We start from the raw sequence: 17,400 nt of genomic DNA on the forward strand, positions 1-17,400 counted from the left end.
CATAATCTCAATCCATTTAGCCCATTATTAAAGTTTTAAGTTATCATAAGTACTCAAGAGTGGGTAGCATGGCAGCTAGCTAAACAATTTGCCAAAGGCTCAAGATAGCCTCATCAGCGGCTATCTTGAATTGTAATGAGAGTTGATATGACTCTTTGCAGCATAGAGTCCATACCCATGCCCCAAGATATTCATTGATAAATTATTTCTCCGGCAATATAAAGCCTCTTCCACCGACTGCGGCATTTAATGCTGCTAATGACAGGTCTTCCGCTACCCAGAAAGTACCTTGATTGCTTGCCGGTATTTTTACTCCTTTCCATTGACATACGGCAATAGCATTTTCACAAGGTATCTGTTGCTCATGCCCTGGCCTTGATTCTATGCAATTTAAAATAAAGGCAGGTTTGTCCACTACCAAAGCTGACCATTTACCCGCTTGCAATCGGCTTGTCCAACCCGCACTGGCCCCAGGATCTGTAACTGGATGAGTAATCCATAGATCTAAGTTGGTAATATTGTGAATAAACACCAACTTATTTTTCTTGGCTTTTAAAGTCACTGATTGACCTTGTACAGGAACAGCCCGACAACCATCAGGAAAAGTAGATTCTGCAAAAAGCCCTGTTGAAAGCAATAAAAGATAGAAAGAGAGCAAAATTCTCATGATTCACCCCATAGTGTTTATGTAACTAAAAATTATTAAATCTTCACTAATAAACCCATCATCAATATCGGCATCGATTTAAGAAAACACTCATATAATATCCCTACTCATATAAGACTTCCATTGATAAGTCATACATCGGGTTGATTAATGCATTCAGAACGCCTTGCTAATAAAACAAAAATATGAGCAAAGGTATAAATGCCCTATAAGGACAATCCTACATTATACTTTCAAAGTTACTTGGTATTGCAGGAGTATTATAGTTAATGGACTTTTGGGGTTGTTCCCCAAAGAATGTTTGAGTATTGTCTGAATAATTGACAACTCGTGTGAAATGCGCCGGACTACTTTTAATAGTAGCTAAAAGACTAATTAACTGCTTGCGTCTTTCAGAAAAGCCTAAATACAAAGAATTGGTTCTGCTTGCTGCAACCGGTGCATTGATAAGATCCGCTGCTTTTTTACGAGTAGGGCCGGGAGTGGGATCATCACAAAACTTTATAATTTTTGATGAACTGTTTTCCGCATTAAAGCCATAATGCCATAATCTTTTAAAAAATTTAATTAGCCCAAAATAAAATGTTTGCACACTGGAGCTCAAATCCTGTTCCACTTCCGCTTCTTTGGCAGCACTAACCAATCTTTTTTTTACTCCTTTATCCTCACAATCCCTGACTAATAGTTCACATCCTCTTTTTACTAAACAATAATGTTTATTCTGCCCCCAATACGTTAATAAATTAATATCCGCCTGGGGGAAACTTGTGTCCTTCCTGGCCAACTGTTTTCCATAATAAAAGGCCATGTCACTTAAAATTTGCCTGTCTAATAACTGAGGTTTTTTTATCATTTCAGCTTCCAGCGCATCATATATGACTGCGGACACATCGCGTTGAGGGAAAAATCTCAATAATTGACTGACTGGCCTGATGTAGTCTGGCATTCCTTGAAAAGAATTAAAATAATCCTGTAATAAATGCGACAATACGCTTTTCTTACCTGTATAACTCAGCAAATAAGAACATATTATGGGTGACTTCTTCTGTTTATCCCTTTTACTCCAGGTTTGCTTAATAAAATGACTCCAGTCCAGCAGAGGATGATGGTCTTTTAATTCCTTTTGCAAGAAGACTTGATCATCAAACCAGGAACCCTTAAAAAACAAAGACTTTCCATAAAGTTCCCTGATTCCTTTAGGCATCCATAATTTATCCACCATCCTGACTAAAAAGGGTTCTGTGATTGACAATCGGGTTATTGCGCGATTCAACGTTTTTTGCTTGTAAAATAAAGACGTTATCCCCGAATTGGCGCACCTGAAAAGAAGCTCGCCTAAAACACGATATCCAATATCATGTTTATTATCGAAAGGACGTTTTTTGGATAAAAGCCTGCTTGTAAAACAGGCCAGTTCTTTTAATTCTTTACCTTGCCAGGCCTGAGGAGAATCGGGGTTCAAATCAGTTTCAGAAAAAAGGCGTCCATGTTGATTAGCCAAAATATGTAAAGCCAATTTATACTGTGCATTTTGCTCCCAATAAGAAGTCTTATTTAACTGTGCAATAAGGGGCACTATATGCCGCCTATCAAAAAATTGGCTTACTTTGCCAATTTCCGGATTATTTACCTTCTGAATGGAGTTATGAGTTCTATCACCAAGAAACTCCTTTAACACTAATGCGGCACATGCTTCAGAATTTATTAAACGATCCAGTACAGCATCACAGATTGTCTCTTGCTTCTTATCTTGAGAAATTTCCTTGGTAATGAAAGTCAAGGCGCTACTTAGAAGATCTGGCTTTTTATATTTTTTACCATGGTAAGCAAATCGTACTAAGACTTCTGAAAACCAGGGTTTATCATAATAATTAACTAAATAATCAGCTAAACAAACATCAGCGCCTTGATGTTCCAAAAATCTTTGAAAATCAGATTCATACAAGCCATTCAGTAAAATAGAACGCCTTGGAACTCGGTTTAAAATATAATGAAAAAGCTCAAGCGCATTATTTTTATTCCTGATGACGCCTAATAATTCAAATACTGCTTCATCCTCAAAATGATCGAGCAATGGATATAAAACAGATGCAGGGATTTCTCCTGGAGCCTCTTGGATTTCTTTTAAAAATTTATTATTCAGCCATATACGCTTATTGGCATCAAGGCAAATGGATTCACATTGGTATAAAACCCTTATCGCGTTCTCGAATAACACATTGTGTAACAGAGACTCCAATCCAAACGAGGAACTTTCCAAATCACTTTTAGACAAACCAGCTAAAACCCAGGCGGCAGCATTTTTATGAATGGCGCTTTCGCTTCTTAAACAACTCCCTTCCGTTAAATACCCAAGAACCAAACCCTCTTGATCATATAAAGGCTCATTGATATCCATAGAGCCCGTTCGAGCTAATAATACAATTTCCTCATTAACAAAAGTCATTGCAACATTAGACTCACCAAGAAATCCAATCTTCTTCCCGGCAGAGTTATATAAAAAAACTTCTTTTTTTCTGCCTAATTCTTTGGGCAACTTATCAATTAGAGGAAAATTTTGTTTTAACCAGTAAAGTAACCCGTTCCGAGCTTCGGTTTCATTATTCCCCTTAGTAAAAAACCGTGAATAAATATGATTTACCACTTTAAGGAATAAATCCGAACGTAAATTAGGATAATTCAAGGCGTAATAATGATATAACACCTCTAATCCCTTATTATTTAGCTCATCTCCTCCTTTGTTCGCCTCCAGTAAACACTCCATTTGATAAAGCAAAGCGCTTTTACTGATCCCAACTCTAAACTGCAATAAGCTGTATTTTTTATCCAGCCAAAATGATTGAGCTTCCAGATGAATAAGCAGATTACGCTCAATCTGAGCCATATGCTCATTGATTTCATCAAAGTATGGAGCATATTCTTTAAAACGCAGGTCTTGCTTGTAGTCCATCTGATTCAAAGTTAAGGTATACAAGCCATATCTTTCAATTAATTGTTTTAAAATCTTAGGCGTACAAACCCCAACAAATTGCGGTATGGATAATAATAAAGCGATTGGAGAACTGGATAAGGGCTCCTTTCCTGAGTTAGATGATTTAGTCATTAAATTGGATGCCAGTTGATATAGCTGAGGGGTATCAAAGAGATAAGGATCCAGCTGGTTAATTTTCGCTCTTATTTTCCCCAAAAAATCCTGGCTTGAAGCAGAAAAAGCAGAACATAGCTTGGTAAGTAAGTTTTTACAGTTCTTTTTCTCTTCCCCGGTCGTTTTGTTATATTCCGCTAAACAATATTCAATGAGTAAAAGAACTGTTTCCTGACTTAACTCCTGAAAAAATTCCTTTTGTTTGTCTAATTCCGAATTTTTTAATAAATCGTGCAGGAACTGCATGACTAAATGGCTTTCAGGAGAAAATAAATCTTTTTTTAATTCATACTGATAAAAATCAAACACAGCCCGCATGGCGTGCAAATCTATTGAAAAAGGATACTGAGCAAGGCAGGCTCTAGCCTCCTTCAGTTTCTCAATCGCTTTCTCAGAAGAAATCAAAGACAACAACAATCGAATCGAGAGAGCATTGATAGATTCATCGATTAATGAATCAAGGAAACGGCTTAACCATCCTGCCAAATCAGGTTGACGTAAAAATTGTACCAAATGGTTTCTATTGACTAAATCCAAATCCTTATTGTTTTTAACTAAAAAGGTTTCAATTAAAACATTTAAATCGGTATCTTTAGCCAGATGAGAAAAAGCTAACAAACTGCGCTCATCTGCTTGCTCCAAGATCTGAATTAAATCCTTGGCTCCTCTTTCTTTCAACGCGATAAGGACAGGTTTTGCATCACTATAATAATTCAATCGCTCCGTGCATCTCTCTGCTAATTGATTATCAACACTGATTTCAGTCTCTTTTATTGAATCTAAGATTGTTAGCAACTGCTCTGATAACTCTCGGGGAAGCAGATTGGGGGCATAAGTCAAAACGATTGCGAGTACAGATAGCGAAGCCGGTAAACCAAATGGGACTGAGTGATTAAGCGAGAATTGATTTTTCTGAGCGGGGATTTGTTGGCAAAAGAGTTCTGTTAAATCGTGAGCATCTTCTTTAAGGTGACTTAACAACAAATGTTTCAGGTCGGGAATAGGGAGCTGTTGAATTTGTCCTTTTATTATACTTATTAACTGCTTCATTACGACACTTCCCTAACATCTTAAAATAATCCTTTCCCCAATAGGGGTTTAAAAGGATAATGCTTTTACTATACCCTTAAGCTATTGATTTGAAAACTTTAGGATACCAAATGACGATCTGGGTTGATGCCGATGCTTGCCCGAAAATGATAAAAGATATCCTCTTTCGCGCGGCCATACGAACCAATACCAACCTTATCCTGGTAGCTAATTCCTACCTTACTTATCCAAATTCACTGTTTATTCGCTCAGTGCTTGTAGAAAAAGGCTATGACCGAGCAGATCATTATATTACGAGTCATATGAAAGCTAAAGATTTGGTGATCACAGCAGATATTCCTTTGGCAGCAGAAGTAATAGTTAAGCAAGGGTTAGCAATGAGCCCAAGAGGAGAACTATTTACTGCAAATAATATCAAACAGCGTCTGACTCTTAGAGATATCAATGAACAGCTGCGTTCAGCCGGGGAGCGTACAGGTGGCCCCTCTGCATTAAGCGCGAGAGAAAAAAACAATTTTGCCAATGCCCTGGATCGTTGGCTTGCAAAAAGCAAATAAAAACATCAATTAAAAAACACATTGGCTTTAATTTGACAAAATCGATCACGCCTCCTAAATTTTAAGTACATCCTAAAAGGACTTAAAACATGAAACGATTCATGTTCATTCTATTGATGTTTTTAAATTTTTACGCCTATGGAAAGCCACTCCTTATTGGTGTTCCAGAGTTTGCACCACCATTTGTATCAAGATCAGGCAGTGGGGAGATCTATTTCGGGTTCAACATCGATTTGATGAATTCCATTTGTAAAATCATTGAGATAGAATGCCAATATGAAGGAATGAGTATTCAAGAGCTATATACTAATCTTAACGAGGGGAAGATTGATATTATGGTGGCACCCACTCCAATCGTATCAACCGCTGACACTAATTATATTTTCAGTCTCCCCTATTTACCGAGCAACGCACAGATTGTAACCCTTAAAGCAAACGACGATATCAATACCATAATGGATCTGAAAGGTAAAAAAGTAGGTACTTTAAAATACACTTTGTATGGCAGCCTCCTTGCAGAACATTTTCAGTTATATTTTGACTTGGTACAATTTGCCAATCTTTCCGATATGGCTCTCGCATTGTCAAACCAAAAAATCGAAGCCATTGTTCTGAATGTAAGTGCAGCAAAATATGCACTGAGCAACTCTTCGATTGAGTTAAAATTAGTGGGCGATAAAATTGCTATAGGTAATGGTTATGGAATATTAGCCCTCAAAAACAATGCTCCACTAATTATGAAAATCAACCAGGCTTTATTACAAATAGAAAAAGACGGAACCTATTTAGAAATATATAATACCTATTTCAGTGATTAGGATATTATCCTGAGCAATTCACTGGGCATTTCAAAAACCCGAAACTAGATCCAACTCCGGAATTCAGGTTAAACTAATACCAATTGAACCTGTAGCTCATAATGTATTGAGCCTCAATGCATGAGATATAGTTCAAAACAGTGGAGTTCAGGATATGGAAATAGGTATATTTTCATAGACTAAACTCATCTTAAAGTACAATCCAAATTAATCTGCAGGATATGACATGCAAGAAAGTTTTGATCCATCAACTATCACTACCCTTCATAAAACGAGCATCATACGCTGGAAAGCCAATGGCATAGAGTATCAACATAAACAATTCCTTCAACTTGTAGAAGAAAATCATGCTTTTAATTTCCAATTATGGCATGCAGAAGACAAGGCGCGCCGGGATGATATGGGCTTTGAATTTGTTTACCAAGCCAAAAGAGAAATAGACGCTTTCAATCAGCAAAGAAACAACCGCATGGAAGCAATGGATGAGTGGCTTTATAAAGCATTACAACCTGAAAACCATAATCATTGCCCAGTCAATTCCGAATCACCTGGGATGATTATTGACAGATTATCTATTTTATCACTGAAATCATATCATATGGATATACAAACCAAACGCCAGGATGTAGGCGTAGAACATAGAATGGCCTGCACACAAAAACTGGAAATCATACAGCAACAATTAAATCAATTGGCTTTGTGTCTTGATGAATTACTTAATGAGGTACGAGCTAAAACACGTACGTTCAGAGTTTACCATCAATTTAAAATGTATAACGATCCTAAGCTAAACCCAGAATTGTACTGTTCTGACTAGGTGTTAATTGATTTAATGCTGATTCGCTTTTCGAATGAGGAATTGATGGAGAGTCGGGTTGATTTCTTTTGGTTTTGGTTTTAGTTTCAAATATACCGAATAAAGACAGAGAATCCGTATGCCCTGGGGAATCAGTCCAAGTTTTTTCAGATTGGATTGATTCCCTTTGTTCTTCGGTTTTCTGCATAACTTCCTTCTTTATCTCAGGGTTAACCGACGCTTCTTTGCTGTCCTCCGTCAGCTTGGCCTGCTGCGCCAAGGGAGTTCGCCCCAATCCTTTGGCTAGAGCTCTTAAGGCCAGAGTAACCCCAAACAATAAGGCACTAAAGGCAGATAAGACATACATAACAGGCGTATCACGATAATGGCCATCCTCGCCCAGTTCCTGTAACGAATTCCCAACAAAGTCAATAAATTTTTGCCCCTTACCAAACCCGGAAAACAAGGAACGTAAAACTTCAAACCATTCTTGAAAGAAAAATTGCGGTGAAGGGTCTAAAGACAATCCATCATTTAGTAATTTATGAAATTCTTTAGGATCCAACAGCTCAGTCTTATTAAATTCGTCATTAAGACAATTATTCCAGTCGATCAATTGCTCATATGGGCGTTGTTTTTGAGTTTCCTGCTTCTTCTGATGCCAATAATTACTCACCAAAGAATGAATAGTGAAACTGAGCACTAATACCAGACCTAAAATAATACAAGCTGTAAGCAAGGCAGGAGGAAAAGAAACACCTGCCATTACTAAAATAGAACCCACTAAAAACAAAACACTTGCAAGGGCACTATAAGCATATAATCCATTTTTCATACCCAACAAAGCAGATGATAAATAAGTGCGGTTCGATTGTTGGGATAATAACTTACGACTATCGTCAAACTGGGTTATCAAATTATGGACTAACCTTTTTAGTCGTTTGAGCTCCTCCTGATCAACTTTCTCAAGATCCATTTTGTCTTGCAATAAGAGTAATTTGGCGTAATTAGTTTCCAGTTCTTTGGTAATTAAAGCCAATTGACATTTGGTTTGCGTCACTAATAATCTCAACTGGAAATCATATTCCTCATAAATACGGGTAATAACACAAGCCACTGTATAAAAGGCACAAATAAGAGCCATTGCCATAAGCAACTGCGGTGACAATACAGCCAGACCCAATACACCAACGTAGAGATATAAACCATCAAGAAGTCCGCCTGCAGCAACAGCCCAGAATGCCAAATTACGAGTTTGCATGGTCTGGTATCTGATTCGCTTGAAATAAGAAAAGCTTTCCTCATGAGATAAAGAAATTAATTTTTTTATTTCCATGAGAAGCGCTATATTCTCACTCATCATTGTTTTACGATCTTCCAGCATGCTACGTATCCAAAACCTGTTGGCTGCAGCAAATACCCCCAAAATCACTCCCATTGGAAGAATAAGAAACTTTGCATCCACTCCTCCAATTAAACTGAATGCAACAACAGCGCTTCTCCAGCCTTTGTAAGCATTTTTCAAGCCCTTCATGACATCACGAAAATATGGCCAGGCATTAGCTATAAATTTTTTATAGGAATCTTCTTTTTCATTCTCAAATTGACAGGCCAAAACAGAAAAGGTAACTAAAAATACTGACTCAACTGCAATAGTAATAAGACCGGTTGGAGAATTTAAGAATTCATGCATTGCATCGTTATCATTAGGAGATGCAAACAGATCAAAAAAATATTTGAACATGCTGTACGAGGAGCTTAGAGAATCCATAACAGCGTAGGCATAATAGATACTGCGACTTTTATCGAGTTTTTGAGCGAGGATTCTACTTTGCGCGTCGATACGACCAGCAATTGCTAAAATGAAGACTAAATCAGTAGGCTTGGAAGCCTGATTTTCATCACTCGCATTAGGCATGTATAGGTATGGGGCTATCAGCTAAGATTGGGCGCTATTGTATGTATAATTAGACTTGATGTCAATTAAACTTTCATCCTGGGTTAAAAAAATACAATAATAACCTCAAACCCTACATAATAACACATCCTATTAGCAAAATTATTAAAAAAAATGAAAAAAATTGCATTAAATTCTCTCTCAGACTGTGACTTATGCCTTAAACCTGCTACGATATTGCACCAAAATGAAACCCAATATGAGGATTAAATGAGATCAAAATTTGTTCTCTTTATGTTAATGTCACTACTGACAGGATCTCTTATGGCAAACAGTGAAGCTCAAATCTATGGCTACGTAGAGAAAGCCACATTAATCGATCAAAACCTCACTTTATCTGCAAAGCTTGATACTGGTGCTAAATCAGCATCATTACATGCCGTGAATATCACAGAAATTGAAAAAAAAGGCATTCCTTATTTACGTTTTACCGTTCCAACCAAAACCGGTGATTACTCATTTGAAGGAGAGTATGTCGGCAAAGTGAAGATTAAAGTAAGGTCAAGTGAGACCAATCCAGGATTATTAAGAACAACTCCCATTAAGCGACCGGTAGTCTTACTTAATATCAAGCTTGGTGATAAAGTCAGAACGATTAAAGTGAATTTAACCAACAGGAAACGATTCCTTTACCCTTTATTGTTGGGAAGAGATGCCATTATTGATTTTAATGGGGCCATTGACCCTGCCCTTACTTTCACAACTAAATCCAAGAGCCCAGTGAACAATGAAAAATAACAAACGTCATGTTTATGGTTTGATCCTCACTCTATTGCTTTTAGGATCAGGTATTTTTTTATATAGACATATCATTCTCGATGTCCCTTTGACCGATACGGAAACGATCAACAGTTGGATGGTTGAATCCAATCTACGCTTTACCGCTGATAGAAATACGCCGATAAAGGCAAGCTTTAATATCCCTTATCTGCCCCCCAATTTTGCCATTCTCGATGAATATTTTGTATCCAGAAATTATGGTGTCACCACCAATTTAAACGGTTCCAATAGAGAAACCGTATGGTCTATAAGGCGTGGTCATGGTCCTCAATCACTTTATTATAGAGCAATCTTCCGCCAAACGGACAGTGATGAGTCTTCTTTGCCTAAACCTTCCATAATTAAATCACAACCTCTGAATGACAGTCAAAAATCGGCCATTGAAACGATTACCAATCAAGTGAGATCAACATCAGCAGACATTCAAACATTTGCCCAAAGCACTATTAAAGAGTTAAACAAAAGAGATGGTAATGCGAAGCTTTTAGTTGGGAACGAATTCAATGATGACAATATTATCAATGCCACCATTTTGATTCTCAATCAATCAAAGATTCCGGCCATTACAGTCCAGGGGATTTATCTAAACCAACAAAAAAAGGCCGATTTAAAATCCCTGCTCGCTGTTTTTAATGGAAAAAACTGGATTTACATTAACCCCAAAACTGGCAGTGCCGGCTTGCCAAAAGAATTTCTGATTTGGCAATATGGGAATGGCCCTCTATTTAACGTTGTTGGGGGTAATAGAGCTCAATTTTCATTAACTGTATCGCCAACACCCATTAATGCCTTAAGTGTGGCCAAATCAAGAGGGCTAGAAGACTCGCAACTCTTGCGCTTCTCCTTACTCCAGCTACCCGTCAATGTACAAGGGATCTATAAAATTTTGTTAACTGTTCCTATTGGAGCATTCATCATTTTAATACTGCGTAATTTTATAGGCATTAAAACTTTTGGTACGTTTATGCCCGTCTTGATTGCCCTGGCCTTTAGAGAGACTCATGTAGCATGGGGCATTACTTTATTTGTCATTATTATTTCTTTCGGATTATTAGCCCGATTTTATCTGGATCAATTAAGGCTACTGTTAGTCCCAAGACTTGCAGCCATTCTCACTGTAGTAATTCTATTAATGATCTTTATCAGTGTTCTATGCCAAAATCTTAGCCTTGACACCGGTATGTCTGTCGCATTATTCCCTATGGTCATCTTAACCATGACTATCGAGCGTATGTGCATCACATGGGATGAAAGAGGAGCTTCCGAAGCAATAAAAGCAGGAATTGGCAGTCTTGCTGCAGCAGTTATTTCATACGGAGCAATGAGTTATGAACCACTACAATATTTGATCTTTGCCTTTCCTGAATTACTTTTGGTGCTTTTGTCCTTGATTTTATGGTTCGGTCAATATCGTGGCTATCGTTTAGTCGAATTAAAACGCTTTAAATCACTTGCGAGTGCGATGAAATGATTAACCTGTTTAGGCGCCTGAAAAATCATGGGGTTTTAAGCATTAACCAGCGGAATACGGATTTTGTATTACGATACAATCCAAGAAAGTTATTTCCTTTGGTTGATGACAAGCTCAAAACCAAAAAACTGGCCTTAAAAGCTGGAATTGCAGTTCCTGCGTTATACGACATCATTGAAACTGAGCAACAAATCAAATCCATAGAAACCCGATTTGCCAGCTATAATGATTTCGTGGTAAAACCGGCCAGAGGTTCTGGTGGTGATGGAATACTCGTATTTAAAGATAAAGTTTACGGTCGATATCGACAAATTAATGGTAAGCTGACTACCGTGCAGGAACTGAGTTACCATTTATCTTGCCTGTTATCCGGGGCCTATAGCCTTGGCGGATCCTCGGATTATGCCATCATTGAAAAACGAGTGGTCGTCGACCCGGTATTTGCTGAAGTCAGTTACGAAGGCATACCCGATATACGTATTATTACCTTATTAGGCTATCCGGCAATGGCCATGGTAAGACTTCCCACCCGTTTATCCGGCGGAAAAGCCAACTTACATCAAGGAGCAATAGGCGTTGGCGTTGATCTTGCAACAGGAAAAACTCTTGGTGGCGTATTTCAAAATGATACCATAGACTACCATCCCGACACGCTAAATCCCATCGTAGGTATCGAAGTGCCCTATTGGAATCAGATTCTTGAAATAGCCTCCAGTTGCTATGAGTTAACTGGTTTGGGTTATCTTGGAGTTGATATTGTACTTGATAAAGAGCATGGTCCATTAATGCTGGAATTAAATGCCAGACCAGGATTAAATATACAAATAGCCAACCGAGAGGGCGGGCTTAAGCGCTATAGAACAATTGAAGCCCGATTTAAGGAAAATGGCAAAGAATCTACTCTGGACAAAGTTAATTTTTGCCGCAAAGAGTTTGCACGCTAAGGCCAAATAAAGTTATGGAAAACGCAGGTTCTTTCTTTATGCATTAATCAAATCCAAGTCTGGCACCTATAGTTTCTCCACTCAGTTCCTGCCTGAAAATTGTAATTTTAATAAGGATAATGAGTTTTTCTGATTTGTTTATATGAAGCCAGTTTGTTTTAAATAACAAATAAGGGCAACCTAAAAAACTTCAGAAATAAAAGTAAGTGATTTAAAACCTCGGAGAGTTTTTTAGGTTAGCAAAAAAATTATACATAACAATTATTAACTAAAAATTAAGCATTATATCTTTTTTGAAAAAAAGCCTTATTTTGGCGAAAAATTACTTATAAACCACTAGCCTGGCGCATAAATAATCGTTTAATTGGGATAAATTCATTGCATGCCCGCAATCCGAGACTGCGTAATGAGGTAACAGGAGATGCGGAGGTTCCAAATAATCTTTTAAATCCCTCCATAAGCAAAATAATTTGCCAAACAGAATGCTTGCGTTCCCTTTGGTATGCCCCTAATACTTTTTTGGATATCAATTCACCTTTACCCATTTCAAGACAGGTTAACCAGCTTTTCACATCAGCCAGGCCAACATTTAACCCAAGACCGGCTAATGGATGTATAGTGTGGGCTGCATCACCAAGCAATAACCAGCGATGCCCTGCATATTGCTTGACATGTCTCATTTGTAAAGGAAATTGATGGCGATTGCTTGCTACCTTTATTTGACCTAGCTGACCTCCAAATGCCTTAGTCAATTCCCGGCTAAATTCATTATCATCAAGTAACTTCAATCTCATCGCATTATCGGCATGAGTTGACCAAACGATAGAACATTGGTTGAGATTAGGTAATGGCAAAAAAGCCAAAGGGCCATCAGGATGAAACACTTGAAAAGCAGTATTCTGATGTGATTTCTCACTATTTACCGTTGCGACCAATGCTTGCTGCTCATAAGACCAGCTGGTTACATCCACCTTAAGCTTATGACGCATAGGAGAGTTAGCTCCGTCAGCTATCATTAATAACTGCCCTTCCCAGGCAGTATTTTGGCTGGAGATCTTGATGCTCCGCTCTAAATGGCACACCTCATCTATTACACTTTGAGGAAATAAATTTATTTTGGACTCTGATGAGATTCGACGCAACAGGGCTTGCTTTAAGATTGATTCTTCAATAATTGCCCCTAAATTTGGCTCAGAAATACTGCGAGAATCAAAGTCAATGTATGCACCACTCACACCATCCCATACATGCATTTTATTATAAGGAGCGACTCGAGCATCATCGAGGTGCTGCCACACTCCTAATTCACTTAATAACATTTTTGATGCCTTATTGATGGCATAAACACGCAAATCACTCTTGTCTGTATTGACCATCAATGTCCCTGCATCAATAACAGCAACAGTATAATGGCGTTGGGCCATGGCTAAAGCTGCAGTCAAGCCAACAATCCCGCCTCCAATGACAAGTACATCAAAATGTTGGCTCATTGAAATTCTCCTGTGCTTAATGCAATTTCACAAACCAAATCAGGAGTAATTCCGCCAAAACCCCGCGCATATCGCGCTAATAAATTTTTTAATGCCGGTATATTATCAAGTGCTAGCAATCCAAGGTTACGCGCTACTCCCATACCGGGTAAACGACTCGTAAATAGATGGATCAAACCGTCTGTTAGCCAGGTAATCATTTGCTGATCATGTGCTCGCAATTTCAAATAATGCTCCAACATCTGTGGATTTAATCCCTTTTGGCTGATGCATTGTGCCAAAGCTGCAATATCCCTTAAACCCAAGTTAAACCCCTGACCCGCAACTGGATGCAAAGTGTGAGCGGCATTACCAACAAAAACAACAGGCCATTTGGTTTGCTGGGGCATTAACACTTGTTTCAGGGTATAAGAGTATCGCTTTCCTACTTTACCAAATCGTCCTAACCTATACCCAAAAGCAGTTTGCAGCTCGCGCAAAAAATCACCATCATTCAACATCACTAACCGTTTTGCTTCTTCAGGCTTTGATGCCCATACCAATGACATTTTGTCATTCATCATAGGCAACAATGCAAGAGGACCATTAGGCGTAAATCTCTCAAAAGCACGATTACCATGAGGTTTTATCAGGCCCACATTGGCGACAATAGCGTCTTGAGCATAATCTTTGATTTTGACTGGCAGATTACAGAGGTGGCGAGTCATTGATTGCGTCCCATCGGCCGCGACAATTAATTGAGCCTGGATAGAAATCATATCGTCGCCATGAGCAACAGTGGCAGTAGAATTGTTAAAATCGATGGATTTTAAAGCCGCTGGAGCTAACAAATGTTCTTTATTGAGTAGAATACTCAAAGCCCTGTTGATGTATTGCATTTCTACCACATAGCCCAAAGGACTATTTTTTTCGCCATGCAAACGAGAAACCCCAAAGCGATGCTGATCAGAAACATGAATCATATGAATTGGTGTTATATATTCTTTGAGAATCTCCCAAACTCCCAGCATTGCCAATATACGTTGACTTGCAGGTGACAACGCCAATGAGCGAGCATCAAAGTCAGGATTTACCTTATCACTGTATGGCCTGGATTCTACTAACGTGACAGAGAAACCTAATCCCTGCAGAGCCAGGGATAAGCTTGCGCCAGTTAAACCACCGCCAATAATCAGTATATCAGTCTCTTTATTCGCCACGCATCAAAGCCTCAATATCATCTACATTAACAGGCAAGTCACCGGTCAATACCTCATATCCCACCCTGGTTACCAGAATATCATCTTCTATACGCACACCGATATCCCACCATCGTTTATCAACGCCTTCCATCCCCGCACTGATATACAGCCCTGGTTCTACTGTTAATACCATTCCAGCCTCTAAAGGACGCCATTCATTATTGATTTTATATCGGCCGACATCATGCACATCCAATCCTAACCAATGTCCTGAATTATGCATATAAAATGGTTTATAGGCTTCATTTTTAATGAGCTCCTCCAAATCGCCCTTTAAAATTCCTATATCACAGAGACCCTCAGTAAGAATTCTGATAATAGTCTGCTGAATATGATTCCAGGGAAGGCCCGGTTCAATCGCTGCTATGCCAGCCTTTTGTGCTCTCAATACCAATTCATAAATGATTTTCTGCTCAGGGCTAAAAGTACCACTGACCGGGAAAGTTCTGGTAATGTCTGCGGCATAACTACCATATTCGCCCCCTGCATCAATGAGCACCAAATCGCCACGGCGCAAAGGTTTGTTATTTTCTGTATAATGAAGAATGCAGGCATTGGCGCCACCACCCACGATAGGGTCATAAGCTACACTACGACAGCCATGACGGCTAAACTCATAGATTAATTCTGCCTCCAGTTGGTACTCATATTCCATTTTCTGACAAACTTGCATCGCTCGTTTATGAGCAGCCACTGAAATACGGGCTGCCTGTCTCATTAACTCTAATTCCGCATCGCTTTTAAGCAAACGCATTTCGCTTAGAATAGGTTCGAGATCGCATAACGACTCAGGTGCCTTAATGCCTCTTCTCACCTGAGCTTTTAGTGAAGATAAAACATGCCTGATTTTTTTTTCCAATGATAAATTACGGCCGAGGTCATAGTATATGGCAGATTTCCCGCTGAATAGTTTAGGAAGCTCTTCTGCAATACTGCTTAATGGGTATGCCGCCTGCATTCCAAGCTCTTGCAAAGCGCCATCCTGACCTAATCGTTTACCTGTCCATTGTTCTTCTGCAGGATTTCTTGGGCGATTAAACAAAATACTTTGGCTATCCTTTCCAGCAATAATGACCAGCAAAGCATCGGGCTCATTAAACCCTGTTAAATAATAAAAATCACTGTCCTGTCGAAATCGATAATGAGTATCTCCACTGCGCAGCACTTCATGTGCTGCAGGTATTACAGCAACACTGTCATCAGGCAATTGCGCAGCTAATTTTTTTCTTCTCGCCTTATATTCTTGTTGGCTTATCATATCAATTTCCCTTTTCACTTTAATAAATAGAACAAATGAGCAATCCTTAAAAAATCAAAGAAACCAATAAATACAAACAACTTTGATACCTTATCAACTTGCTATCAATGGGTTGTTCCAGAATCTCCAAGTTCTCTTTCGTGCAAAACCAAATCACTGTGCAATCGAAGTACTGCCATACGAGTGTATTCACTGACCTCCATCAACGCTCTCTCATCTTCCTCGCCTACCTCCAACGACTCACAATCCAGCTCTGCAAATTCTATAAGGTGCTGAAGAGCATCCTGAGATTCCTCCTCATAAAACTGCTCCATCCCAACTCCTGCAATAGTTAACCCTTGCGTAAATCCTTCACACCACTCACTAAAAGCCTGAGCACGAGTGACTAAAGATTCATCGTCATCGGGCAATAACATTTCAAATTCAAAATCAAAATTATTAATTTGTTGCTGGCTAATTGAAAAGACAGAAAACATGGATAATAACGCATTACGACTTTGCTCATCTTTTTTATTATTTAGCAAAGCGCGTATGTAAGCCTCGCCTTGACTATCAGCCCCTGCACACAGATAACCGCACATGATTCCATGTAATTCGCTTCCGGACATAGTTAATGCTAAAACAGAAATGGATTGCACAAAATCGTCGTACTTAGGTAAGTGCAGCGAATCATTATCTAAAGACATATTTAACCCTATTTAAAAAGATAGCTAATGATACTCCATTTAGAATCAGTGTTCACCTGCTGCACTTTCTCACCACCTATGATTTTCATAATTTGCTGCATTAAGGCAAAATTGCTACTATTTGCTTAGTACCGTGCAAATACAAAGGCGTAATAATGACCAATATTAAACCCTGTAAAATAAAATTATTAAATAAAATCTATGAAATCAAATGCCCTGATGGCGAAGAAGTGAGTTTAATACTCGCAGCAGAAAAACTTAATGAAAAAATGCAAAATAACAAAAATAAATTTAAGCACCTGGATAATTTTCACATCCTTTTACTTGCTGCTCTGGACATTGGCCATGAATTAATTGTATGTAAAAATGAACAGGAGCAACAGCGATTGCAGGTGACCCAATTTATATCTTCTTTGGAAAATAAAATTAATAAAGCAGTAGTTGGCTATGAAATGGATAGCAATCAATAAGCAGATAAATTAAGTGTTCCTTGGCAAACCATCCTATACTATTGATATTAATAGCAAACAATTAAAAGGA

At 38.5% G+C, this 17,400-nt stretch carries 14 protein-coding genes; 7 read left to right on the top strand and 7 right to left on the bottom strand.

Annotated elements, in window-relative coordinates:
- Positions 1 to 202: 202 nt before the first annotated feature.
- Positions 203 to 667 (bottom strand): hypothetical protein, encoded by a 465-nt coding sequence (locus OQI99_RS11435; protein ID WP_061514559.1) that lies wholly within the window; start codon positions 665 to 667, stop codon positions 203 to 205.
- A gap of 220 nt (positions 668 to 887) precedes the next feature.
- Positions 888 to 4,862 (bottom strand): Dot/Icm T4SS effector Lem1, encoded by a 3,975-nt coding sequence (gene lem1 / locus OQI99_RS11440; RefSeq protein ID WP_265732025.1) that lies wholly within the window; start codon positions 4,860 to 4,862, stop codon positions 888 to 890.
- A 110-nt stretch (positions 4,863 to 4,972) separates the two neighbouring features.
- On the opposite strand from lem1, the gene OQI99_RS11445 reads away from it, so the two are divergent.
- From OQI99_RS11445 to OQI99_RS11455, 3 genes are all read left to right on the top strand, one after another.
- Complete coding sequence (locus OQI99_RS11445; protein ID WP_061514561.1) at positions 4,973 to 5,419, top strand: YaiI/YqxD family protein; 447 nt, start codon at positions 4,973 to 4,975, stop codon at positions 5,417 to 5,419.
- Positions 5,420 to 5,508: 89 nt separating this feature from the next.
- Positions 5,509 to 6,237, top strand: a complete 729-nt coding sequence (locus tag OQI99_RS11450) for a transporter substrate-binding domain-containing protein (RefSeq protein ID WP_061514562.1) — start codon at positions 5,509 to 5,511, stop codon at positions 6,235 to 6,237.
- A gap of 226 nt (positions 6,238 to 6,463) precedes the next feature.
- Positions 6,464 to 7,054, top strand: coding sequence for a DUF4254 domain-containing protein (locus tag OQI99_RS11455; protein ID WP_061514563.1), 591 nt, complete (start codon positions 6,464 to 6,466; stop codon positions 7,052 to 7,054).
- Here the strand turns inward: OQI99_RS11455 and OQI99_RS11460 are convergent.
- Positions 7,020 to 8,951 (bottom strand): hypothetical protein, encoded by a 1,932-nt coding sequence (locus OQI99_RS11460; protein WP_061514564.1) that lies wholly within the window; start codon positions 8,949 to 8,951, stop codon positions 7,020 to 7,022. The two genes, OQI99_RS11455 and OQI99_RS11460, sit on opposite strands and share 35 nt — an antisense overlap.
- Before the next feature lie 249 nt (positions 8,952 to 9,200).
- Between OQI99_RS11460 and OQI99_RS11465 the strand changes: the two genes are divergently transcribed.
- Genes OQI99_RS11465 through OQI99_RS11475 form a run of 3 tightly spaced genes read left to right on the top strand, consistent with a single transcriptional unit; the run spans position 9,201 to position 12,185 of the window.
- Positions 9,201 to 9,728: a RimK/LysX family protein gene (locus OQI99_RS11465; RefSeq protein WP_061514565.1), complete on the top strand. Its 528-nt coding sequence runs from the start codon at positions 9,201 to 9,203 to the stop codon at positions 9,726 to 9,728.
- Positions 9,718 to 11,241, top strand: a complete 1,524-nt coding sequence (locus tag OQI99_RS11470) for an inactive transglutaminase family protein (RefSeq protein ID WP_061514566.1) — start codon at positions 9,718 to 9,720, stop codon at positions 11,239 to 11,241. The genes OQI99_RS11465 and OQI99_RS11470 overlap by 11 nt, the downstream gene beginning before the upstream one ends.
- Positions 11,238 to 12,185 carry an alpha-L-glutamate ligase-like protein gene (locus OQI99_RS11475; RefSeq protein ID WP_011212739.1) on the top strand — a complete coding sequence of 316 codons (948 nt, stop codon included), beginning with the start codon at positions 11,238 to 11,240 and terminating at the stop codon, positions 12,183 to 12,185. The genes OQI99_RS11470 and OQI99_RS11475 overlap by 4 nt, the downstream gene beginning before the upstream one ends.
- 326 nt (positions 12,186 to 12,511) lie before the next feature.
- Here OQI99_RS11475 and OQI99_RS11480 read toward each other — a convergent pair whose 3' ends face one another.
- The 4 genes from OQI99_RS11480 to OQI99_RS11495 all read right to left on the bottom strand — a co-directional run bounded on the left by OQI99_RS11480 (position 12,512) and on the right by OQI99_RS11495 (position 16,860).
- Positions 12,512 to 13,675, bottom strand: a complete 1,164-nt coding sequence (locus OQI99_RS11480) for a UbiH/UbiF/VisC/COQ6 family ubiquinone biosynthesis hydroxylase (protein WP_061514567.1) — start codon at positions 13,673 to 13,675, stop codon at positions 12,512 to 12,514.
- Entirely contained in the window at positions 13,672 to 14,874 is a 1,203-nt protein-coding gene (gene ubiH, locus OQI99_RS11485) for a 2-octaprenyl-6-methoxyphenyl hydroxylase (protein WP_061514568.1), read from the bottom strand. The genes OQI99_RS11480 and ubiH overlap by 4 nt, the downstream gene beginning before the upstream one ends.
- Positions 14,864 to 16,174 carry a Xaa-Pro aminopeptidase gene (pepP, locus tag OQI99_RS11490; RefSeq protein ID WP_265732026.1) on the bottom strand — a complete coding sequence of 437 codons (1,311 nt, stop codon included), beginning with the start codon at positions 16,172 to 16,174 and terminating at the stop codon, positions 14,864 to 14,866. Before pepP ends, ubiH begins: the two co-directional genes overlap by 11 nt.
- Before the next feature lie 104 nt (positions 16,175 to 16,278).
- Positions 16,279 to 16,860, bottom strand: coding sequence for a UPF0149 family protein (locus OQI99_RS11495; RefSeq protein WP_011212732.1), 582 nt, complete (start codon positions 16,858 to 16,860; stop codon positions 16,279 to 16,281).
- A 155-nt stretch (positions 16,861 to 17,015) separates the two neighbouring features.
- Between OQI99_RS11495 and OQI99_RS11500 the strand changes: the two genes are divergently transcribed.
- A complete protein-coding gene (locus tag OQI99_RS11500; protein WP_061514570.1) occupies positions 17,016 to 17,330 on the top strand; it encodes a cell division protein ZapA in 315 nt (104 codons plus the stop codon).
- Positions 17,331 to 17,400 lie beyond the last annotated feature (70 nt).

This window comes from Legionella sp. PATHC039 (assembly GCF_026191275.1).
In the GTDB taxonomy this organism is placed as follows: Bacteria; Pseudomonadota; Gammaproteobacteria; order Legionellales; family Legionellaceae; genus Legionella; species Legionella pneumophila.